Origin of the sequence: Alicyclobacillus mali NBRC 102425 (assembly GCF_001570745.1) — a bacterium.
Taxonomy (GTDB): domain Bacteria; phylum Bacillota; class Bacilli; order Alicyclobacillales; family Alicyclobacillaceae; genus Alicyclobacillus; species Alicyclobacillus mali.
On the sequence record NZ_BCSG01000004.1, the window covers coordinates 57,671 to 76,602 of the forward strand.

General features: G+C 64.3%; 17 protein-coding genes. 15 read left to right on the plus strand and 2 right to left on the minus strand.

Annotated elements, in window-relative coordinates; all coding sequences use genetic code 11:
• The first annotated feature begins 2 nt into the window (after positions 1 to 2).
• The 15 genes from AMA01_RS02950 (at position 3) to AMA01_RS03020 (ending at position 17,424) form a co-directional block, all read left to right on the plus strand.
• On the plus strand, positions 3 to 542 hold the full coding sequence (locus tag AMA01_RS02950; RefSeq protein WP_231862796.1) for a small multi-drug export protein: 540 nt from the start codon (positions 3 to 5) through the stop codon (positions 540 to 542).
• A gap of 309 nt (positions 543 to 851) precedes the next feature.
• Positions 852 to 2,747 (plus strand): 1-deoxy-D-xylulose-5-phosphate synthase, encoded by a 1,896-nt coding sequence (gene dxs / locus AMA01_RS02955; protein ID WP_067847050.1) that lies wholly within the window; start codon positions 852 to 854, stop codon positions 2,745 to 2,747.
• A 37-nt stretch (positions 2,748 to 2,784) separates the two neighbouring features.
• Positions 2,785 to 3,870 (plus strand): type 2 isopentenyl-diphosphate Delta-isomerase, encoded by a 1,086-nt coding sequence (gene fni, locus AMA01_RS02960; protein ID WP_231862797.1) that lies wholly within the window; start codon positions 2,785 to 2,787, stop codon positions 3,868 to 3,870.
• Between the two features lie 118 nt (positions 3,871 to 3,988).
• The gene (gene hpnH / locus AMA01_RS02965) at positions 3,989 to 4,999 is read left to right on the plus strand and encodes an adenosyl-hopene transferase HpnH (protein WP_067847053.1); all 1,011 of its coding nucleotides are present in this window, start codon (positions 3,989 to 3,991) and stop codon (positions 4,997 to 4,999) included.
• Positions 4,981 to 5,622 (plus strand): phosphorylase family protein, encoded by a 642-nt coding sequence (locus AMA01_RS02970; RefSeq protein WP_231862798.1) that lies wholly within the window; start codon positions 4,981 to 4,983, stop codon positions 5,620 to 5,622. Before hpnH ends, AMA01_RS02970 begins: the two co-directional genes overlap by 19 nt.
• On the plus strand, positions 5,601 to 6,596 hold the full coding sequence (gene hpnA, locus AMA01_RS02975; protein WP_231862799.1) for a hopanoid-associated sugar epimerase: 996 nt from the start codon (positions 5,601 to 5,603) through the stop codon (positions 6,594 to 6,596). The genes AMA01_RS02970 and hpnA overlap by 22 nt, the downstream gene beginning before the upstream one ends.
• A gap of 38 nt (positions 6,597 to 6,634) precedes the next feature.
• Positions 6,635 to 8,530 carry a squalene--hopene cyclase gene (gene shc / locus AMA01_RS02980; RefSeq protein WP_067847058.1) on the plus strand — a complete coding sequence of 632 codons (1,896 nt, stop codon included), beginning with the start codon at positions 6,635 to 6,637 and terminating at the stop codon, positions 8,528 to 8,530.
• Between the two features lie 8 nt (positions 8,531 to 8,538).
• Positions 8,539 to 9,414, plus strand: coding sequence for a squalene synthase HpnC (hpnC, locus tag AMA01_RS02985; protein ID WP_067847062.1), 876 nt, complete (start codon positions 8,539 to 8,541; stop codon positions 9,412 to 9,414).
• Positions 9,411 to 10,280 carry a phytoene/squalene synthase family protein gene (locus AMA01_RS02990; RefSeq protein ID WP_067847064.1) on the plus strand — a complete coding sequence of 290 codons (870 nt, stop codon included), beginning with the start codon at positions 9,411 to 9,413 and terminating at the stop codon, positions 10,278 to 10,280. The genes hpnC and AMA01_RS02990 overlap by 4 nt, the downstream gene beginning before the upstream one ends.
• Positions 10,247 to 11,590: a hydroxysqualene dehydroxylase HpnE gene (gene hpnE / locus AMA01_RS02995; RefSeq protein ID WP_067847066.1), complete on the plus strand. Its 1,344-nt coding sequence runs from the start codon at positions 10,247 to 10,249 to the stop codon at positions 11,588 to 11,590. Before AMA01_RS02990 ends, hpnE begins: the two co-directional genes overlap by 34 nt.
• A gap of 129 nt (positions 11,591 to 11,719) precedes the next feature.
• A complete protein-coding gene (locus AMA01_RS03000) occupies positions 11,720 to 13,027 on the plus strand; it encodes a S1C family serine protease (RefSeq protein ID WP_067847068.1) in 1,308 nt (435 codons plus the stop codon).
• 83 nt (positions 13,028 to 13,110) lie between these two features.
• Positions 13,111 to 14,901 (plus strand): spore germination protein, encoded by a 1,791-nt coding sequence (locus AMA01_RS03005; protein ID WP_082743911.1) that lies wholly within the window; start codon positions 13,111 to 13,113, stop codon positions 14,899 to 14,901.
• Between the two features lie 12 nt (positions 14,902 to 14,913).
• Positions 14,914 to 16,116, plus strand: a complete 1,203-nt coding sequence (locus AMA01_RS03010; RefSeq protein WP_067847073.1) for a Ger(x)C family spore germination protein — start codon at positions 14,914 to 14,916, stop codon at positions 16,114 to 16,116.
• Entirely contained in the window at positions 16,113 to 16,319 is a 207-nt protein-coding gene (locus tag AMA01_RS03015) for a hypothetical protein (protein WP_067847075.1), read from the plus strand. Before AMA01_RS03010 ends, AMA01_RS03015 begins: the two co-directional genes overlap by 4 nt.
• A gap of 7 nt (positions 16,320 to 16,326) precedes the next feature.
• Entirely contained in the window at positions 16,327 to 17,424 is a 1,098-nt protein-coding gene (locus AMA01_RS03020; RefSeq protein WP_067847078.1) for a GerAB/ArcD/ProY family transporter, read from the plus strand.
• Here AMA01_RS03020 and AMA01_RS03025 read toward each other — a convergent pair whose 3' ends face one another.
• Both AMA01_RS03025 and AMA01_RS03030 read right to left on the minus strand, forming a co-directional pair.
• Entirely contained in the window at positions 17,425 to 17,823 is a 399-nt protein-coding gene (locus AMA01_RS03025) for a VOC family protein (protein WP_067847081.1), read from the minus strand.
• Between the two features lie 14 nt (positions 17,824 to 17,837).
• A complete protein-coding gene (locus AMA01_RS03030; RefSeq protein ID WP_067847084.1) occupies positions 17,838 to 18,659 on the minus strand; it encodes a phosphosulfolactate synthase in 822 nt (273 codons plus the stop codon).
• Positions 18,660 to 18,932: the final 273 nt, after the last annotated feature.

The window sequence follows — 18,932 nt, forward strand, 5'->3', positions numbered from 1 at the left end:
GCTTGACGCGTTCGTTGACCTCCATGGTGGCTCGGCTCCCGTTCTGGCGACTCATGCTCTACGGCGCCCTGACCTCCTTTCTCTTTTTTGCCGGAAGTCTTGCGCTGGGATTCAGCCAAGGCCGCGTCTGGCCGACACTATCGCTCATCGGCACGTCCATCGTGCTGGAGGCGCAGCCCGCGGCGGCGGCCAGCATTCCGCTCGGGTTCGATCCGCCGACAGGCGCGGGCATCTCGATCCTCGCCAACATGATTGCCGTCCCCATCCTCATGGTGGGGTTTCGGCAGATGATGCATAGGTTTCGCTTTTTGCGCAGGCGGATGGAAAAAGCCGAGGCGCTCTCGCGCAAATACGGAAAGTTCGGCGTCTGGGTCCTGGCGCCTCTGTGTCCATTGCTCGGAGCGTACGCGTGCCTCGCGATCGGCAACATCTTGCGGTGGAGCCCGCTGCGAGTGCTTGCAGCCGTCGTCATGGGCATGGTGGGGTCTGCATTCGCCATCTCGTACGGCGGATTTGCGCTGTTAAGGCTGATTCACCTTTGATTGCCTCGGCGGCGCATGCGCTCGTCCGCGCCTGCATATACAACATCGAGGGCTTCTGCACCGGGTGTGCGCGCCGCCTCACACAGGCAGGTCGGACGAAGTGTTCCAAATTGCTTGTTTGGTACCACGAAAAGTTCCGCAGCGCAATTGCAGTTCCACACCTGACTTTGGTACGCTTTCAGATAAGATCAGGCTTTATAAATTCATGATGCGGAACCCATTGAAGATGAGGGGGTGTGAGCGCGCGGATTTGCCTGTGCAAAACGTCCTGAGGCGGAGGCGTCAGTTTCACACTCTGGTGTAATCGAGGTGTTGACTACGTTACTCGATTCCATTCACGACCCAAAAGACCTGAAAAAGCTCAGCGAGTCGCAGTTGGTGACGTTGGCTCAGGAAATTCGCGACTTTCTCGTCACGTCGATTTCGAGGACCGGCGGGCATTTTGGCGCCAACATGGGCGTCGTGGAACTGACCATCGCGCTGCACCGCGTGTTTGACAGCCCTCGAGACAAGATCATCTGGGACGTCGGCCATCAGGGATACGTGCACAAGATCCTCACGGGCCGCAAGGACATGTTCCCGACGCTGCGCAAACTGGGCGGCTTGGCAGGATTCCTGAAGCGGTCCGAGAGCGAGCATGACCCATTTGGGGCGGGCCACTCGTCCACGAGCATCTCGGCAGCTCTCGGCATGGCCGTCGCGCGGGATCTGCGCAACGAGGATTACCACGTCATCGCCGTGATCGGTGATGGGGCGCTCACGGGGGGCATGGCGATGGAGGCCATGAACCACGCGGGCGATCTCGGCACCGATCTCATCGTCATTTTGAACGACAATGAGATGTCCATCTCCAATAACGTCGGCGCGGTGTCGAAGTACCTCACCCGGCTTCGGTCCGATCCGAACTACGCGCGCGCCAAGCAGGACATCGACCACCTTCTGAGCCACCTGAGCAACGTTGGCCAGAAGGTGACGAAGGTGCTGGATCGCGCCATGGAGGCGGCGCGGCACATGATCCTGCCCATCACGCCGTTTGAGGGCTTCGGCTTCAAGTACATCGGGCCCATCGATGGGCACGATCTGCGCCAGCTCATTCCGGTCCTGGAGCGGGTGAAGGAACTCGAAGGCCCGATTCTGCTCCACGTCCTCACGGAGAAGGGCAAGGGGTATCCGCAAGCGGAGAACTCGGAGGACAAGTGGCACGCGTGGCCGAGCGCGGCCAAGCCGAATCAGGCGCCCTCTTACACCAGCGTGTTTGCGCAGACGGTCGCGGAGATGGCGAGAAGGGACGAGCGGCTGGTCGTCGTCACGCCCGCCATGCTGTCGGGCAGCGGTCTCGTGAAGTTCCAGAAGGAGTTTCCGACGCGCACGTTCGACGTCGGCATCGCGGAGCAGCACGCGGCGACGTTTTGCGCGGGGCTTGCGGCAGCAGGCAAGCGGCCGATCTTCGCCGTCTACTCCACGTTCCTGCAGCGAGCATACGATCAGACCATCCACGACATCTGCATTCAGAACCTTCCTGTCGTGTTTGCGGTCGATCGCGCCGGGATCGTCGGGCCGGACGGAGAGACGCACCAGGGCGTCTTCGACGTCGCCTACCTGCGCACGGTGCCGAACATGTCCATCATGATGCCGAAGGACGAGAACGAACTTCGCCACATGCTGTTCACCGCCGCGCAGCACGACGGGCCGGTGGCCGTGCGGTACCCGCGCGCGGACGGCGTCGGCGTGCCGATGGACGAACCCCTGCACGCGCTGCCCTGGGGGAAAGCCGAGGTGCTGCGCGAAGGCCGTCATCTCACCATCGTGGCGCTGGGGACGATGGTGGCCGAGGCGATGAAGGCCGCGGAACGCCTCGCTGCCAAGCACCAGATCGAGGCGACGGTCGTGAACCTGCGCTTCGTGAAGCCGCTCGACGAGGAGCTGTTGCTCAGTCTGGCGAAGGCGGGCAAGCCCATCCTCACCGTGGAGGAGGCGTCGCTCGCCGGCGGGATGGGATCGGCTGTGGCCGAGCTGCTGGCCGACCGCGGCGCCATGGTGCCGATGCGCCGAAAAGGCGTGCCGGATCAGTTTATCGAGCACGGCGGGCGCGACGAAGTTCTGCATCGGCTGGGCCTGGACGCGGACGGAATTGTGGAGGACGCGCTGGAACTCGCGCGCCAATCCGGTCAGGTGCCGCAAGCGCTGAATCGGGTTGGCACGTGACGACAGGCGGGCTGGCGGACGGAAAGAGGGAGGCCGTATGACGTTGACGCGCGACGTCCGGCAGCGGCGCAAGGTCGAGCACGTGCACGCCGTTCAATCGCTCGGCGATCCGGCGGGCGTCTCGAACGGTTTTGAGTGCGTTTCGCTCTTGCCCTGCTCCGCGCCGGAGGTGGCCTGGGGCGACGTGTCCCTGGCCACCGAACTCTGCGGCAAGCGCCTGGAATCCCCGATCATCATCAACGCGATGACGGGCGGCGCCGACGAGGTGTATGACATCAATCGTAAGCTCGCACAGGCTGCAAAGCGCTTTGGCCTGGCCATGGCGCTTGGCTCCGCTTCAGCTGGTCTTTCCTCGCCGGAGGTGGCCTACACGTACCGCGTCGTGCGGGAGATCCATCAGGACGGCGTCGTGATCGCCAACGTGGGCATGGGCACCGGGGTGGAGCGCGCGCGGAAGGCCGTCGAGCTGGTGCGGGCAGATCTTCTTCAGGTCCATTTCAATGCTGCGCAGGAGCTGTTCATGGCGGAGGGAGATCGCGACTTTCGAGGGGCGCTCCCTGCGCTCGCGGAGGTTGCACAGGGCGTGGGTGTGCCCGTCATTGCCAAGGAAGTGGGGCAAGGCATCTCGGCGGAGGATGCCGTCCGGTTTGCGGACGCCGGCGCGCGCGCCATCGACGTGGGCGGCCTTGGCGGGACGAACTTCATTGCGGTCGAGGCTTGGCGACGGGGCGCCGAGATCGACGAATTCTGGCACCAATGGGGGCTGCCGACGGCCGCATCGCTCTGCGAAGTGAAGGCGGTGCTCGGGGACCGTGCGGACGTCATTGCCTCCGGGGGCATTCGCACGGCGCTCGACGTCGCGAAGGCCATGGCGCTTGGCGCGAGCGCGGTCGGCATCGCGGGGCCGCTCGTCCGCCTGGTGACGCAGCCCAACGTAGAAGAGCAACTAAATCGTTTTATCGAAGAGATGCACTTCGGGCTGCGCGCCCTGCTCGTGCTCACAGGCTGCCGCAATTTCTCCGACTTGCGCGGCAAGCCCGTCGTCGTCCTGGGATGGCTGAGGGAATGGCTCGAGGCGCGGGGGCTGAAAGCGTGGGTGGACGCGCGGGGGCGCGTGACCTGAGGCGCAAGCGCCTTGTGAGGCCATTTGCGATCGCGTCAAACCAGGGATATCCTTTCCTTTAGATGGCCTTTTTTCTACGTATTCATGTGTCGAATCGGATTGAGGAGGAGGGATTGGCATGGCGCGACAGTCGTTCTCCGCAACGGTCGACATGGTGAAGTACCTGGCGAAAAACCGAGTCAAGGGAATCAAGCGGTATCCGATGGTCCTCATGCTCGAGCCGACGGAGCTGTGCAACCTGACCTGCACGGGATGCGGGAAGATCCGGCAGAGCCCGGACGTCCTCAAGATGCGGATGACCGCAGAGGACTGCTTCAAGGCCATCGACGAATGTGGTGCGCCCGCCGTGTCCATCGCGGGCGGCGAGCCGCTCGTGCACCCGGAGATTGTCGAGATTGTCAACGGCATGCTGGAGCGGCGGAAGCTCGTCATGCTTTGCACCAACGGCATTCTGCTGCATCGGGTCCTCGACAAGCTGAAACCTCACCCAAACTTCACCTTTGTGTTCCATCTCGACGGCAAGCGCGAACACCACGACAAGATGGTGGAGCGCAAGGGCGTCTTCGACATCGTGATGAAGGGCATCAAAGCGGCGAAGGAGCGCGGATTCCGCGTCGCAACCAACACCACGCTTTACAAGGGCGCGAGTGCCCAGGATACGGCAGAGCTCCTGTTGGAGCTCATGGACATGGGCGTCGACAACTGCATCGTGTCGCCGGCGTTCACGTACGAAGAGGTGGATCCGTCGAACAGCGACATTTTTCTGCACCGCAAGGAAGTGCACCAGCTCGTCCAGGACATCATGGCGCGCTGCGGGGATCGCATCCGCTTTTACGACACGCCCATCTACTTCGACTTCCTGCAGGGCAAGCGGGAATTGCGCTGCACGCCGTGGGCAATGCCGAACCGCAACCCGAAGGGCTGGAAAGGCCCCTGCTACCTGTTGACGGATGAGCACTACGACACGTTCCAGGAGATGATGGAGAAGACCAACTGGGACGAGTTCGGCTACGGCGAGAATCCCCGCTGTGCGAGCTGCATGATGCACTCGGGCTACGAGATGGCGGCGCTCAAGGCCCTCACGCCGAGCGACACCTGGCGCCTGGTTCGGTGGTTCTTCGCCTCGTGAGCCTGCTCGTCGTCACCGCGCTCGGGTTTGAGCGCGCGGCGTTTGACTATCTGGCGCGCCGCCCCGGCTGGCGCGTCGCTTCGACGGGCGTGGGGCCGGTTCGCGCAGCGGATGGGCTCGCGCGGCTCGTCCGGGCGGAGCGACCAGCGCTCATTGTCGGCACAGGGGTGTGCGGCGCGCTTGATGCCGCGCTTCGCCTTGGCGATCTCGTCCTGCCGGCGGAGGCGGTGACGCCGGACGGCTCCCGCGCGCCGCTTGCCCTCGACGAGCGGCTGTGCGAACTCGCCCGGCGCTTCGCCGATGCCCACGGCGGATCGGCGCAGATCGGCGGTCGCATCGTGTCGGTCGAGCGCATCGCCTCCACGCCGGCGGACAAGCGCGAACTGGCCCGCCGGTCCGAGGCGTCGGCGGTCGATCAGGAGACGTTCGCGTGGGCACGCGTGGCCCGCGAGGCGGGCATTCCGTTTGTCGTCGTCCGCGTGGTGCTGGACGAGGCCGGCGAAGCCCTCGCCTCGTGGCGGCCGTCCACGTGGCGAAGCGCGCTGTGTCTGCCCGCGCGCGCACTCCAGGCGCGCCGCACGCTTCGCGCTTTCGGGAGGGAATGGCCTTGCTGGCGTTCGTGACCGGGGGATCCGGCTTTGTGGGCTATCACGTCGCCCGGGTGCTGATCGAACACGGCCACCGCGTGCGCGCATTGGTGCGCGATCCCGGCCGCGCCCCGCACCTTCAGGCGCTCGGCGCGGAGATGATCCAGGGCGATCTCGCCACCGGCGAAGGCTTGCGCGCCGGGATCGACGGCTGCGACGCCGTGTTTCACGTGGCGGCGCACTACTCGCTCGATCCGCGCGATGACGCGCTCATGTACGCGGCGAACGTCGAGGGGACGCGCCGCGTGCTCGAGGCGGTCCGCGAGGCGGGTGGCCCGCGGCTCGTCTACACGAGTTCCACCGCCGCGGTCAAGCTGAGACACGACGGCCAGCCCTCGACCGAAGCGGACGGCTTCAACGATCCCGACCGCGTCGTGAGCACGTACAAGCGCACCAAGGTGCTCGCCGAGCGCCTCGTCATGCAGGCGGCCGCGGAGGGGATGGACGTGGTCATCGTCAATCCGTCCACGCCGGTCGGCCCGTACGATGTGAAGCCGACGCCGACGGGCCGCATTGTGCTCGATACCATGCTCGGCAGGATGCCTGGCTACGTGGAGACGGGGCTGAACCTTGTGGCGGTCGAGGACGTGGCCATCGGGCACCTGCTCGCGTATGAGAGGGGACGCGCGGGCGAGCGGTACATTCTCGGCAATCGGAACATGCACTTCGGGGAGTTGGTCCGGCTCATCGCGGAGATTGCCGGCCGGAAGCCTCCGCGGCTCAGAATCCCATTTTTCGCGGCCATGGCGTATGCCGTGATCGACGAGCGGGTTCTGGCGCCGCTCATGAAGCGGCCGGCGCGGGCCCCTGTGGCCGGGGTGCGGCTTGCGAGGGAGCCGATGTATTTCGACGCGTCCAAGGCGGTGCGGGAGCTTGGGCTGCCGCAGTCGCCCGTGGAAGACGCCTTGCTTCGCGCAATTGAATGGTTTCGGAGCGCCAGGATGGCGTGACAGGACGGACCATCATCACGGTGAAAGGGGGAGGTCGGATGGCTGAGCAGTTGGTGGAAGCGCCGGCCTACGCGCGGACGCTGGACCGCGCGGTGGAGTATCTCCTCTCCTGCCAAAAGGACGAAGGCTACTGGTGGGGGCCGCTTCTGAGCAACGTCACGATGGAAGCGGAGTACGTCCTCTTGTGCCACATTCTCGATCGCGTCCATTGCGATCGCATGGAGAAAATCCGCCGTTATCTCCTGCACGAACAGCGCGAGGACGGGACATGGGCCTTGTACCCGGGCGGACCGCCGGACCTCGACACGACCATCGAGGCGTATGTGGCGCTCAAGTATATTGGCATGGCGCCCGACGAAGAGCCGATGCAGAAGGCGCTGCGGTTCATCCAGAGCCAGGGCGGCATCGAGTCGTCGCGCGTCTTCACGCGGATGTGGCTGGCGCTCGTCGGCGAATATCCGTGGGCGAAGGTGCCCATGGTTCCGCCGGAGATCATGTTGCTCGGCAAGCGCGTGCCGCTCAACATCTACGAGTTTGGCTCGTGGGCCAGGGCAACGGTTGTGGCGCTCTCCATCGTGATGAGCCGCCAGCCTGTGTTCCCGCTGCCCGAGCATGCGCGCGTGCCCGAGCTGTATGAGACCGACGTGCCGCCGCGCCGGCGCGGGGCCAAGGGCGGCGGTGGGCGGATGTTCGACGCGCTCGACGCCGCGCTGCACTGGTATCAGAAGCTGTCCGTGCACCCGTTCCGCCGCGCCGCCGAGATTCGGGCCCTGGACTGGCTGCTGGAGCGCCAGGCCGGCGACGGCAGCTGGGGCGGGATTCAGCCGCCTTGGTTTTACGCGCTCATTGCGCTCAAGATCCTCGACATGACGCAGCATCCGGCGTTCATCAAGGGCTGGGAAGGTCTCGAACTGTACGGCGTGGAACTGGATTACGGCGGATGGATGTTTCAGGCTTCCATCTCGCCCGTGTGGGACACGGGTCTCGCCGTACTCGCGCTGCGCGCTGCGGGGCTTCCGGCCGATCACGACCGGTTGGTCAAGGCGGGCGAATGGCTGTTGGACCGGCAGATCACCGTGCCGGGCGATTGGGTGGTGAAGCGCCCGAACCTCAACCCGGGCGGCTTCGCGTTCCAGTTCGACAACGTGTACTATCCGGACGTGGACGACACGGCCGTCGTCATCTGGGCGCTCAACACGCTGCGACTCCCGGACGAGCGCCGCAGGCGAGACGCCATGACGAAGGGATTCCGCTGGATTGTCGGCATGCAGAGCTCGAACGGCGGCTGGGGCGCATACGACGTCGACAACACGAGCGATCTCCCGAACCACATCCCGTTCTGCGACTTCGGCGAAGTGACCGATCCGCCGTCGGAAGACGTCACCGCCCACGTGCTCGAGTGTTTCGGCAGCTTCGGCTACGACGACGCCTGGAAGGTGATCCAGCGCGCGGTGGCGTACCTCAAGCGGGAGCAGAAGCCGGACGGCAGCTGGTTCGGTCGCTGGGGCGTCAACTACATCTACGGCACGGGCGCGGTGGTGTCGGCGCTGAAGGCGGTCGGGATCGACATGCGCGAGCCGTACATTCAAAAGGCGCTCGATTGGGTGGAGCAGCATCAGAACCCGGACGGCGGCTGGGGCGAGGACTGCCGCTCGTACGAGGACCCGGCGTACGCGGGCAAGGGCGCGAGCACCCCATCGCAGACGGCGTGGGCGCTCATGGCGCTCATCGCGGGCGGCAGGGCGGATTCCGAGGCCGCGCGCCGCGGCGTACAATACCTCGTGGAGACGCAGCGCCCGGACGGCGGCTGGGATGAGCCGTACTACACCGGCACGGGCTTCCCGGGGGATTTCTACCTCGGCTACACGATGTACCGTCACGTATTTCCGACGCTCGCGCTCGGCCGCTACAAGCAAGCCATCGAGCGCAGGTGAGGGTTGCGATGGGATCTGTGCCAGTCGAACTCCGAGGCGATTTCGAGGTCTGCCGCCGGCTCACGCGAAGCCACTACGAAAACTTCTCGGTGGTGTCGCTGTTCGTGCCGCGCCATCTTCGTCCGCACTTTTATTCGGTTTATGCCTTTTGTCGCGGCGTGGACGATCTCGGCGACGAATACGCGGGAGACCGCATGGCGGCCCTCGACGCCTACGAGGAGGAGCTGCGGCGCGCGTTTGCGGGCGAGGCCACCACGCCCGCGTTCCGCGCCCTTCAGTTCACCATCGACACCTGCAACCTGCCCATGGAGCCGTTTCTCCGCCTCATCGAGGCCAACCGGCGGGATCAGCGCAAGCACACGTACGAGACCTGGGAGGATCTTCGCGACTACTGCCGCTATTCGGCCGATCCCGTCGGCCGGCTCGTGCTCGGCATCTTCGGCTGCCTGGACGACGAGCGCGCGCGCCTGTCCGACGCCACGTGCACGGCGCTGCAGGTCGCCAACCACATGCAGGACATCGATCGCGATCTCGCCCTCGACCGCATCTACGTCCCGCGCGCGGACCTCGAGCAGTTCGGCGCGACGCTGGACGACATTCGCGCCCGGCGGGCGACGGACGGCGTGCGCCGCTGCATCGCGCTCGAGGTGGATCGCGCCCAGGCGCTGTTCGACGAGGGCCGCAGGCTCGAATCCCTCGTTCCACCGCGCCTGGCTCGGCAGCTGAAGCTGTATCGCCTGGGCGGTGAGGCCATTCTCGCGGCCATTCGCCGCCAGGACCACAATCCGTTTGCCGGCAGACCCGTGGTCTCGGGCAGGCAAAAGCTCCGCATCGCGCTTTCGGTGCTCGCCGGCGGCGCGAATGGTGAAGGAGGGTCGGCATGAATCTGGCTTCAGCCTACGAATACTGCGCGCGGCAAACGCGCGAAGCTGGCAGCTCGTTTTACTACGGCATGCGCATGCTGCCGCCCGCCAAGCGCCGCGCCATGTACGCCATCTACGCGTGGAGCCGTCTCTGCGACGACGCCGTGGACGATCACACCGGCGCCGACGCCGCCTCCCACCTCGCCACCGCCGAGCGCATCTACCAGGCCGCCTACGCCGACGACTACCTCGCGTCGTCCCATCCCGTCGTCCTGGCGCTCGGAGACGCCGTGCGGCGCTACGGCATCCCGCAGGAGCCGTTCGCCCATCTCATCCGCGGCATGCGGGTCGATATGGCGCCTGTGCGCCTCAAGTCCCAGGCCGATCTCGACGCCTACTGCGACGACGTGGCCGGCACCGTCGGACTCATGTGCGTGCACATCTTCGGCTTTCGCGACCCGCGCGCGCTCGACCTCGCCCGGGACATGGGCCGCGCGCTGCAAATCACCAACATTCTGCGCGATCTCGCCGAAGACCTCGCGCGCGACCGCGTGTATCTGCCCGAAGAGGAAATGGAGCGGTTCGGCTACTCCCAGGCCGATCTCGCCGCTCGGCGCACGACGCCCGCCTTTTTCGCCCTCATGCGCGCGCAGGCCGAGCGCGCAAAAGCGTACTACGCGCGCGCCGCGGGGCTGTTCTCGCTCGTGGAGCCCGACAGCCTCCGCTGCCTGAGCATGCTGTATGTGATGTACCGGCGCCTCTTGGACAAGATTGAGGCGCGCGGCTTTCGGGTCTTCGATGAGCGCATCTCGCTCAGCGGATCGCAGAAATTGAGGCTGGTGTGGGGGGTCCTATGGAACAAGCGCGCGATCGGATCATCGTCGTAGGCGCAGGTTTTGCGGGCGTGAGCGCCGTCCACCACTTGCTTTGCGCCGGTGTGCCAGGGGAACGTGTCCTGCTCTTGGAGCGCGCGCCGCACGTGGGCGGCCGCGCCTTTTCCTTTGTCGACCGGGAGTCGGGCCACGTGTTGGACAATGGCCAGCACGTGCTGCTCGGCTGCTGCACGGCCTTCACGCACCTCTTGCATCAATTGACCCGCCAGCCGGGCGTCCGCTTTCAGTCGCTCCTGTCCATCCCGGTGTACGCCAACGGGCGCTTCTGTTCCATCGAGAGCCGCAGGCTCCCCGGACCGCTTCACCTCGTGCCATCGCTCCTCCGGTACGCGCACGTCTCACTCGACGGGCGCCTGCGCATCGCTCAGGCCGCGTTCGCCATGCTCGCCGCCCGGCCTGGCGATCTCGACATGCATTCGTTCCGCGCTTTTCTCGAGCGCCACGGACAGACGGACGAGGTCATCCGCCTCGTCTGGGATCTCGTCGGCACCGCCATCCTGAACGGCCACGCGGACGATATCTCCGCCGGGCTCGCCGTCGAATCGTTCCAGATAGGCTTTTTGCGCGGCCCCGAGCCGAGCCGGCTCGGCCTCTTCACGCGCCCGCTTGGTGATCTCGCCGCGGAAGCCGTGGCGTCCCTGCAAGCGCGCGGGGTCGAGGTGCGGCGCGGCCGCGCGGTCGGAATCGTCGCGGACGAAGCCGGCGTGAGGAGCGTGCGGCTGGCGGACGGATCGTCGCTCGACGCACGTTGCGTCATCCTCGCCGTGCCACACGATCAGGCGCGGTCCGTCCTTCCCGACGGCGCCATCGACCGGGCGGCGTGGTTCGCGCGTGCGCGCTACAGCCCGATTTTGAACGTGTACCTCGAGTATCCGCACGCCGTCATGGAGTCGGACGTCGCGGCCTCGTTCGCGATGGGCGGCATGTTCGCCTTCAACCGCGGCCGTCTTCTGGGCGATGCCGAACTCGACGGGCGCCTTTTGTCCATCTCCATTTCGGCCGCGGACGCGTATCGGGCGTGGGACGCGGACGAGATCGCCCGGGAAGTCGAGGCGGCGGTGGTCGAGATGTTTCCCGCCGCGAGGGAAGTGGGTGCACGCTGGCGCAAGGTGATCTGGCAGCCGAAGGCGACGTTTCTCGCGGAGCCGGGGCTAGGGCTCAGCCGCCCAGGTGTGCGATCCCGCCTCAGGGGCCTGTACCTCGCTGGCGACTGGGTGGACACGGGATGGCCAGCCTGCCTGGAGGGGGCCGTTCGCAGTGGAGAAATGGCGGCCGCGGCTGCGCGCGAGGACGGATGGACGTGAGGGCGCAGGGCAGGGACCGATGGTGCAGACGCGGGAATCCGCGCTGTTCAAGCTTTCGATGCGGTTTCAAGGTTGGAGAAGCATACTAAGCGCAGAAAAGGTCAAGACCTGGATAAAGGGTGATCGTGCATGCGCTTCTATCGTCCGCGCTCGGACAGCGGCTTCTTCTACGAACCCGGTGGGACGCTGCGCTGGATTGTGACCGTGGTGGTTTCGGCGCTCGTCGGGGCAGGCGCGACGCTCGGCGTCGTCGCCGCGACGCGAAACGAAAATCTGTCGCTCAACACGACCAACGGCACCGTGCCGCCTTCTTCGGCCACCAAGCCGATGTCGGTGAACGTGAACATCAACGACGACATCACACAGGTCGTGAAGAAGGTCGAACCTGACGTCGTGGCCGTGGTGAACTACACCACCACCAGCAACTTCTTCACGCAGCAGTCGCAGACCCAGGAGTCGGACATCGGCTCGGGCGTCTACTTTTACAAAAGCGGCGACAATGCGTACATTGTCACCAACAACCACGTGGTGCAGGGCGGATCGAAAGTGCAAATCGTGCTCATGACGAACAAGCGCGTCAACGCCACGGTGGTGGGCACGGACCCATACACGGACCTCGCGGTCCTGCGCGTGCCCGCGTCGACGTTCCCGGGCATTCAACCGGCCCAATTCGCGAACTCGGACGACGTCCAGGTTGGTGAGCCCGCGATTGCCATCGGCACGCCGATGGGACTGGACTTTGCCGACACGGTGACGGCCGGGATCATCAGCGGCGATCAGCGGATGATGCCGGTCGAGGACCCGACGTCGGACGCGGTGCTCGACTATCAGCCTGTCATCCAGACGGACGCGGCCATCAACCCCGGCAACAGCGGCGGGCCCTTGTTGAATGCGACCGGGCAGGTGGTGGGCATCAACTGTAGCAAGATCGTGGCGCCCAACTTCGAGGGCATGGGCTTTGCGATTCCGTCGAACGAAGTGCTGAACATCGCGTTCCAGATCATCAAGACGGGCCACGCGGTGCACCCGGCGCTCGGCATCGAAGGCATCGACTTGTCCAGCATCCCGAGCGGTTACCTGCCAAACAACATTCCTGTGGATTACGGCGTGTACATCGAGTCGGTGGATTCGGCGAACGCCAAGCGCGCAGGCCTGCAGCAGGGCGACGTGATCATCGGCCTCAACGGCAAGACCGTGCAGTCCATCGCGGATCTTCGTACAGAACTGTTCACGCTGAAGCCCGGTCAGACCGTGCCCATTGTGGTGTACCGCGGGGACAGGAAGCTGACCCTTCAGATCAAGATTGGCGAGGAACAGTCGCCCAACACGACGGAGAGCGGCAGTTCTTCGAACCAATCGTCGCAGAACCCGTTCAGCTCGGGAGGAGGAAGCATCTTTCCGAATCCGTTCAATTCGACGAACCCGTTTGGGCAATGATGATAGGACGTGGTCGGGCAGCGCCCGGCCATCTTTTTTTGGCATGAGATGGTGTTAAATTCCATAATATATGCTAGGAGGTGATGGAGGTGAAAAATGGTGTGCGCATCCGCCCGCGGCAGCGACCGCAAGGGAGCGCATTCCCGCCGGACGCCGAACAAGGGAATCACGTCCAGCCGGGCGCCGAACAGGGGAATGATGCGCAGTCGGGCGGAGAACAGGCGAGCGGTGCGCCCGCTGGCGGAGCGCCGGACGCGACTCCTCCGGCGAAGCGCCGGACGAGGGCGGCGGCGGACCGCCGGGGTCAGGGCCGTGGCGGGGCTGGGACATCCGCGGGCGCTCCGTCTGCGCAGTCGGAGCCTGGGGGCGCTGCGGCCAAAGAGCGGCTTCATCGGGCACTGGCGGACAATCTCGCCGTGCTGCACGAACTTTTCACTGGCTGCTCGGACGTCCAGTTTCGCCACCTTGAGCTTGAAGCTTCGCGCCACGCCGCGCTCGTCTATTTCACGGGCATGGTGGCGCTCGACGAGCTGAGCGATGAGGCGCTGGTGCCGCTTTTGACGGCCTTTCATCCTCACGTCGTGGGAGATTACGACCCGAAGCAGTTGGCAGGGCGGTCGCTTCCGGTGGCGCGGGCGGATGTGGTGCGGACCATCGACGACGTGGTGGACGCCATTGTCCTGGGCCGTGCTGTGCTGTTCGTCGACGGATTTGACGCCGCCATCTCGCTCACCACCACGTCGCCTCCGCGCCGAGCCATCTCGGAGCCGGAAACCGAGTCCGTGGTCCGCGGGCCGCGCGAGGGGTTCACCGAGGACATCACCTTGAATATGTCGCTGTTGCGGCAGAAACTGCGCACGCCGAAGCTGAAGTCCGTCCCCTATTACATCGGCAAGTACACCAAGACCGAGGTCAGGCTGGTGTACATCGAGGGCTTGGCTGATGAGCAGGTCATTGCGGAGGCCAAGCGCAGAATCGAGGGAATCGAGATCGATGGCGTTCTCGAGAGTGGATACCTGGAGGAGCTCATCGAGGATCAGCCGCTGTCGCCGTTCCCCCAGTTTCAGTACTCGGAGCGGCCGGACACCGTCGCGGCGCAGCTTCTCGAGGGCCGGTTCGCCATTCTCACGAACGGGACGCCGTTTGCGCTGGTGGCCCCGGTGACGTGGTGGCAGTTTTTGCAGGCGAGCGAAGACTACTATGAGCGATTCTTTCTGGTGTATCTGGTGCGCGTGCTGCGCTATGTGTCGCTGTTCATCGCACTGTTTCTCCCGGCCATGTACATCGCGGTGACCACGTATCACCAGGACATGCTGCCCACCAATCTCGTCATCAGCATTGCGGCGGCCCGGGAGAGCATTCCGTTTCCGGCTATCATCGAAGCCCTTGTCATGGAGCTGACGTTCGAGGCGCTGCGCGAGGCGGGCATCCGCCTTCCGAGGGCGGTGGGGCATGCCGTCAGCATCCTGGGCGCGCTCGTCATCGGGGAGGCGGCGGTGGAGGCCGGCATCGTCTCGGCGCCGATGGTCATCATCGTGGCCCTGACCGGCATTGCCTCATTCACAGTGCCGCGGTACAACGCCGCCATCGCCATTCGCCTGCTGCGATTTCCCATGATGCTCCTCGGAGCCGTGCTTGGCATGTTCGGCCTTGTCATCGGCGTGATGTGGGTCACCGTGCACCTGTGTAAACTGCGATCGTTTGGCGTCCCGTATCTCTCCGGTTTCGCCCCGTACAAGCGCAAGGAGGTCAAGGATCTGTTTGTCCGGCCTCCCTGGTGGGAGATGGTGTATCGGCCTTCTTCGTACGCCCACCAGAACCGCAAACGCATGAACAAGCAGATGATGCCTCGCCCGGAAGGCAACCCGCAGTGATGGGGTGAGACCATGCGCGCAAAGACGCGAAAGTGGGCGGTGGGGATGCTGGCCCTCGCGCTCGTGCCCTTCGTCTCCGGATGCTGGGACCGCCGCGAGATCAACGACATGGCGTTCGTCACGGCCTGCGCGGCGGATCGCACGGAGGACGGGAAGTACCGGGTGACGGTGGAGGTGCCGCTGCCTGGGAAGATCTCGTCCGTGGGCAACCTCGGTGGGGGCGGCGGATCGAGCGGAACGAAGGCGTACTTCATCGACTCGACGGTGGGCGACACGTTTCGGCAGGCAAACGCAGATCAGCAGAAGGCGATGTCCCGCCAGCTGTACTTTGCGCACATGCGCGTGTTCGTGTTTGGCGAGGAACTTGCGCGAGACAACATTGCGCAGGCCATCGACGTCATGGCGCGGCTGCCGCAGAATCGCATGACGACGTATCTGGTGGTGAGCGAGGGGCCTGGCGCCGATGTGCTCAACACCGAGTCCAGCATGGAAAAGACGCCGGCCGAATTTCTGCGCGAGCTCGCGAGCCAGTTCGAGCGGCATCCGCGAACGGTGAAGCGGGTGACGGAGGCCCTGCTGGCGGAAGGCCAGGATCCGTATATGCCACTCGTCTCCGTGATTGAGACCACGCCCGGCGACGAGGCGCGCCGCCAGACGTATGTGAAGGTCACCGGACTCGCCATCTTTCGCGGTCCGCAGATGGTCGGCATGCTGAAGGGGCCCGAGGCCGACGGCGTGCTGTGGGCTCTCGGTGAGATCAAGCGGCCGACCGTGACGGTGCCGGCTCCGCACGGCGCGGGGCACATCTCCGTCATCGTCACGCGCTATCGGACGCGAGTCGCCATGCACCGAGATGGCGATGGCGTCTCCTGCCGCATCACGGTCAAGGCGATGGGGACGCTCGCCGAAAACACGTCGCCGTATATGTACGAAATCACGAAAAACCTGCCGCGCCTCGAACACGAGGCGTCCCTCGAAATTGCGGGCGAGATGGCGTCAGGGATGAAGGCCCTCAAGTCCATGCGCGCGGATCCGGTGGGGCTCTGTAACCGGGTGTATCGGCTCTATCCCGCGCTCTGGCACGCAAAGAAGCAAAACTGGCGCGAGTCGCTTTACGCACACATTCCGGTCGAGGTGCACGTGGAGCTCGATCTGCGCAACAGCGGCAACGCGACGTCGCCGGTCGCGATTCCAGAGGAGGATTTGAAGGCGTGATTGTCAACTTCATTGAGGCGGCTGCCTTTATCGCCGCCCTGTGCGCGCTCCAGTGGAAGGAGTGGCGCCAGGCCAACCGGCCGACCAAAATCGCAATGGTGACCATGATGACGCTTGCAGCGGGCGCATGGGTGGTATCCAACGTGTTCCCAGATATGCACACGTCCTTTGCATGGCTGCCCAAGCCCTTTCACGTGAGGTGAACCGCGGATGAATCAGGTGTCGTCCCGGCAAGTGGTGCTGATGGGCTTTTGTTACGTTTTTTCCGCGACGCTCGTGACCTGGCCCGGGCAGATCCTTCGGTCCGCCAAGCAGGACGCGTGGGTGGGCGTACCCTTGTGCAGCCTCGGGGTTCTCATGGTGCTGTGGCTGACGGATCGGGCGCTGGCGCGAAACCCGGGGAAAGACCTCCTGACGCTGTTCGTGGAGAAGTTCGGCTGGCTGGGCAAGGCCGTGCTGTTGCTGTACGTTTTGTTTTCACTTGTGATTATGGCGAAGGACGTTCGGCTCGGCGTCGACTTCGTCAGCGTGGTGTTCCTGCCGGTGACGCCAGCGGTGGTGGTCGGCGCGCTGATCGTCGCGACCTGTGTGTTCATGGTGCGGGGCGGGATTGAGGTCATCGCGCGGATGACGGAGCTGTATCTGCCGGTGTTTCTCCTCTTTTCCCTGTTCTGCGGCGCCCTACTCATTCCCGATCTGAGTTGGCAGTATCTGCAACCGTTCTTTGAGTACGGCATGCAGCGCCCGGTGATTGGCGTGTGGTACGCCCTGAACGCCATCGGGAGCATCACGATTCTGCCCCTGCTCTTTTCGCACGAGCGGTTTTCGTTCCGTCAGGCCTGCATCTCGCTCGCCTTTTCTTCCTTGTTCCTCGAGTTTGTCCTTGTCATCTGTCAGTTGAATCTCGGCAGCCTGCTCGCGGGTCATCTCATGTATCCCGCGTACGAAGCGGTGCGCGAGGTGCGCGTGACGGACTTTCTGGATCGGTTCGACATTCTCATCGTGGGCATCTGGCTGCCGACCATCGTGATCAAAATCGCCTTGAACCTGTATTTCATCATCGCCTGTATGCGGCAGGTCATTCCCCAACTTCAGGCGGCGCAGGTGGCGCCGTCCCTGGGGGCGCTGGCGCTGGTCGTGAGCCTGTGGCTGTTTCACACGTCGACGGAGGTCGTTGCGGTGGACGACTTGTGGCCGGCCGTCGTCATGGCGCTGTGGCTTGGAATTCCGGCCCTCGGAGCCATCGTGGCGGCCCTGTTGACGCCCAAGCCTCGCGCGCGCCAGCCGAAGCCTCAGCGCGCGCCGTAGTCAATACATCATGCGATCGTCGAAGTAGTACTTGAACTCCAGAAGATTGTTGGACGGGTCCATCAAGAAGAAGGTCTCGTGCTCCTCGATGAGGCCCTCGAAGCGCCGGGACAGGTCGTGGTAGAACGGGATGCCGCGCTGTTTGGCGAGCTTGTACAGGTTGTCGAAGTGCTTCTTGTCGCGGAACGTGATGCCAAAGTGGCGGGGATACATGCTCACTTCGCGGTCCCAGCGATCGGACAAGTGGCATACCAGCTGATCGCCGAAGAAGTCGAGGGTGATCCGATCCGGATACCTGCGCGCCAGCTTGCAGCCGAGCTTCGTGACGTAGAAGTCGTACGCCTCGTCGAGATCGCGCGCAGGAATGGCCAGGTGAAAGACGTCGTTCGGATTTCGCATCAAGGTCAGCCTCCTCAGGAATGCCAGAACGCGGGCTCGGCGTCCACCAGCGAAAGATCGCCCGTCTCAAACTGGAGCAGCGTGTCGGACCTCAGCCCTCTGCGCAGGGTCTCCAGGGGAATGGCGTCGCCGATGGCCACGTTGGCGAGGTTCACGTTCGGCCCCAGCTTGTCGATGAAGTACTTTTGCAGGGCCTTGTTGGGCGCTTCGAAGATGAGTCGATTCGTGTCGAGAGAGGACTCCAGGATCTCCTCGATGAGCCCGAAACGCAGCTCCCCGTTTTCGCGGCAGATGCCGCTCGTGCCCGACTCGCGCGCCTCCGTAATCACATACGAGGCGCCCGCGGCAAAGTCCTCCCGGATGAACTGAATCCAGCGATGCGGCGGAAGGAGCAGCGATTGCTTCACGTCCTTGTAGCCCACTTCGCTCAACACACGGAAGCGGCGAGCAAACCGCTCGATGAACCGGGCCTTCTCCACGTTGGCGAGCGGCACGGTGCCGTTTGAGATCTCGACATCCCGGCAGCCATAATGCAGGCACATCGCTTCGTAGTCGTCCATCCGCCCCTGGATGAGAAACTTTTCAAACAGCGTGCCGCCGAAGAAGTAGCGAATGCCGAGCCGATTCAGGACCTCAATTTTTTCCTCCAGCTTCGGGGTGACCATGGCCGTCCCCCAGCCGAATTTCACGCAGTCGATCCACGCCCCGTTCGACTCCATGGCGTCGCGAAACCACCCAACCGGGACCCCGTTGTCGATCACGACGGTCAAGCCGACATCCCTCGGTTTGTTAGGCCGCTCTGGCAGGTTCAACGCGTCTCTCCATTGTGAATCCATCGCCCATCCCCTCCGCCAAGCGTATGTCGCAGGTTTGGCTCGAGCATACGGGCCCAAGCTTGAATTGCGGTTGAAATTTGGCCGGCCGGAGCTTTTTTCTCAAAAAAAGTTCAAAGGAAAAACAGCGCTCGGTCCTTCCCGTTCGATGAGTGATGTCTCTTGCTGGGCAAAAAAAGCGAATCGATCAAGCAGGAATTCTTCGTTTGCTGTCGAATATCCGTGCTTCGTAGCGAGAAAGCGCGTTGCGCGGCCCAGTCTGTCGCAAACGTGCGA

What these genes read in the sequence shown, in the direction of transcription:
- AMA01_RS03000 (WP_067847068.1), top strand. Translation starts at nt 11,720, where the DNA reads ATGCGCTTCTATCGTCCGCGCTCGGACAGCGGCTTCTTCTACGAACCC.
- hpnA (WP_231862799.1), top strand. Translation starts at nt 5,601, where the DNA reads ATGGCCTTGCTGGCGTTCGTGACCGGGGGATCCGGCTTTGTGGGCTAT.
- AMA01_RS03010 (WP_067847073.1), top strand. Translation starts at nt 14,914, where the DNA reads ATGCGCGCAAAGACGCGAAAGTGGGCGGTGGGGATGCTGGCCCTCGCG.
- hpnE (WP_067847066.1), top strand. Translation starts at nt 10,247, where the DNA reads ATGGAACAAGCGCGCGATCGGATCATCGTCGTAGGCGCAGGTTTTGCG.
- AMA01_RS02990 (WP_067847064.1), top strand. Translation starts at nt 9,411, where the DNA reads ATGAATCTGGCTTCAGCCTACGAATACTGCGCGCGGCAAACGCGCGAA.
- AMA01_RS03025 (WP_067847081.1), bottom strand. Translation starts at nt 17,823, where the DNA reads ATGCGAAATCCGAACGACGTCTTTCACCTGGCCATTCCTGCGCGCGAT.
- hpnC (WP_067847062.1), top strand. Translation starts at nt 8,539, where the DNA reads ATGGGATCTGTGCCAGTCGAACTCCGAGGCGATTTCGAGGTCTGCCGC.
- fni (WP_231862797.1), top strand. Translation starts at nt 2,785, where the DNA reads ATGACGTTGACGCGCGACGTCCGGCAGCGGCGCAAGGTCGAGCACGTG.
- AMA01_RS03030 (WP_067847084.1), bottom strand. Translation starts at nt 18,659, where the DNA reads ATGGATTCACAATGGAGAGACGCGTTGAACCTGCCAGAGCGGCCTAAC.
- AMA01_RS03020 (WP_067847078.1), top strand. Translation starts at nt 16,327, where the DNA reads ATGAATCAGGTGTCGTCCCGGCAAGTGGTGCTGATGGGCTTTTGTTAC.
- AMA01_RS03005 (WP_082743911.1), top strand. Translation starts at nt 13,111, where the DNA reads ATGGAGGTGAAAAATGGTGTGCGCATCCGCCCGCGGCAGCGACCGCAA.
- hpnH (WP_067847053.1), top strand. Translation starts at nt 3,989, where the DNA reads ATGGCGCGACAGTCGTTCTCCGCAACGGTCGACATGGTGAAGTACCTG.
- shc (WP_067847058.1), top strand. Translation starts at nt 6,635, where the DNA reads ATGGCTGAGCAGTTGGTGGAAGCGCCGGCCTACGCGCGGACGCTGGAC.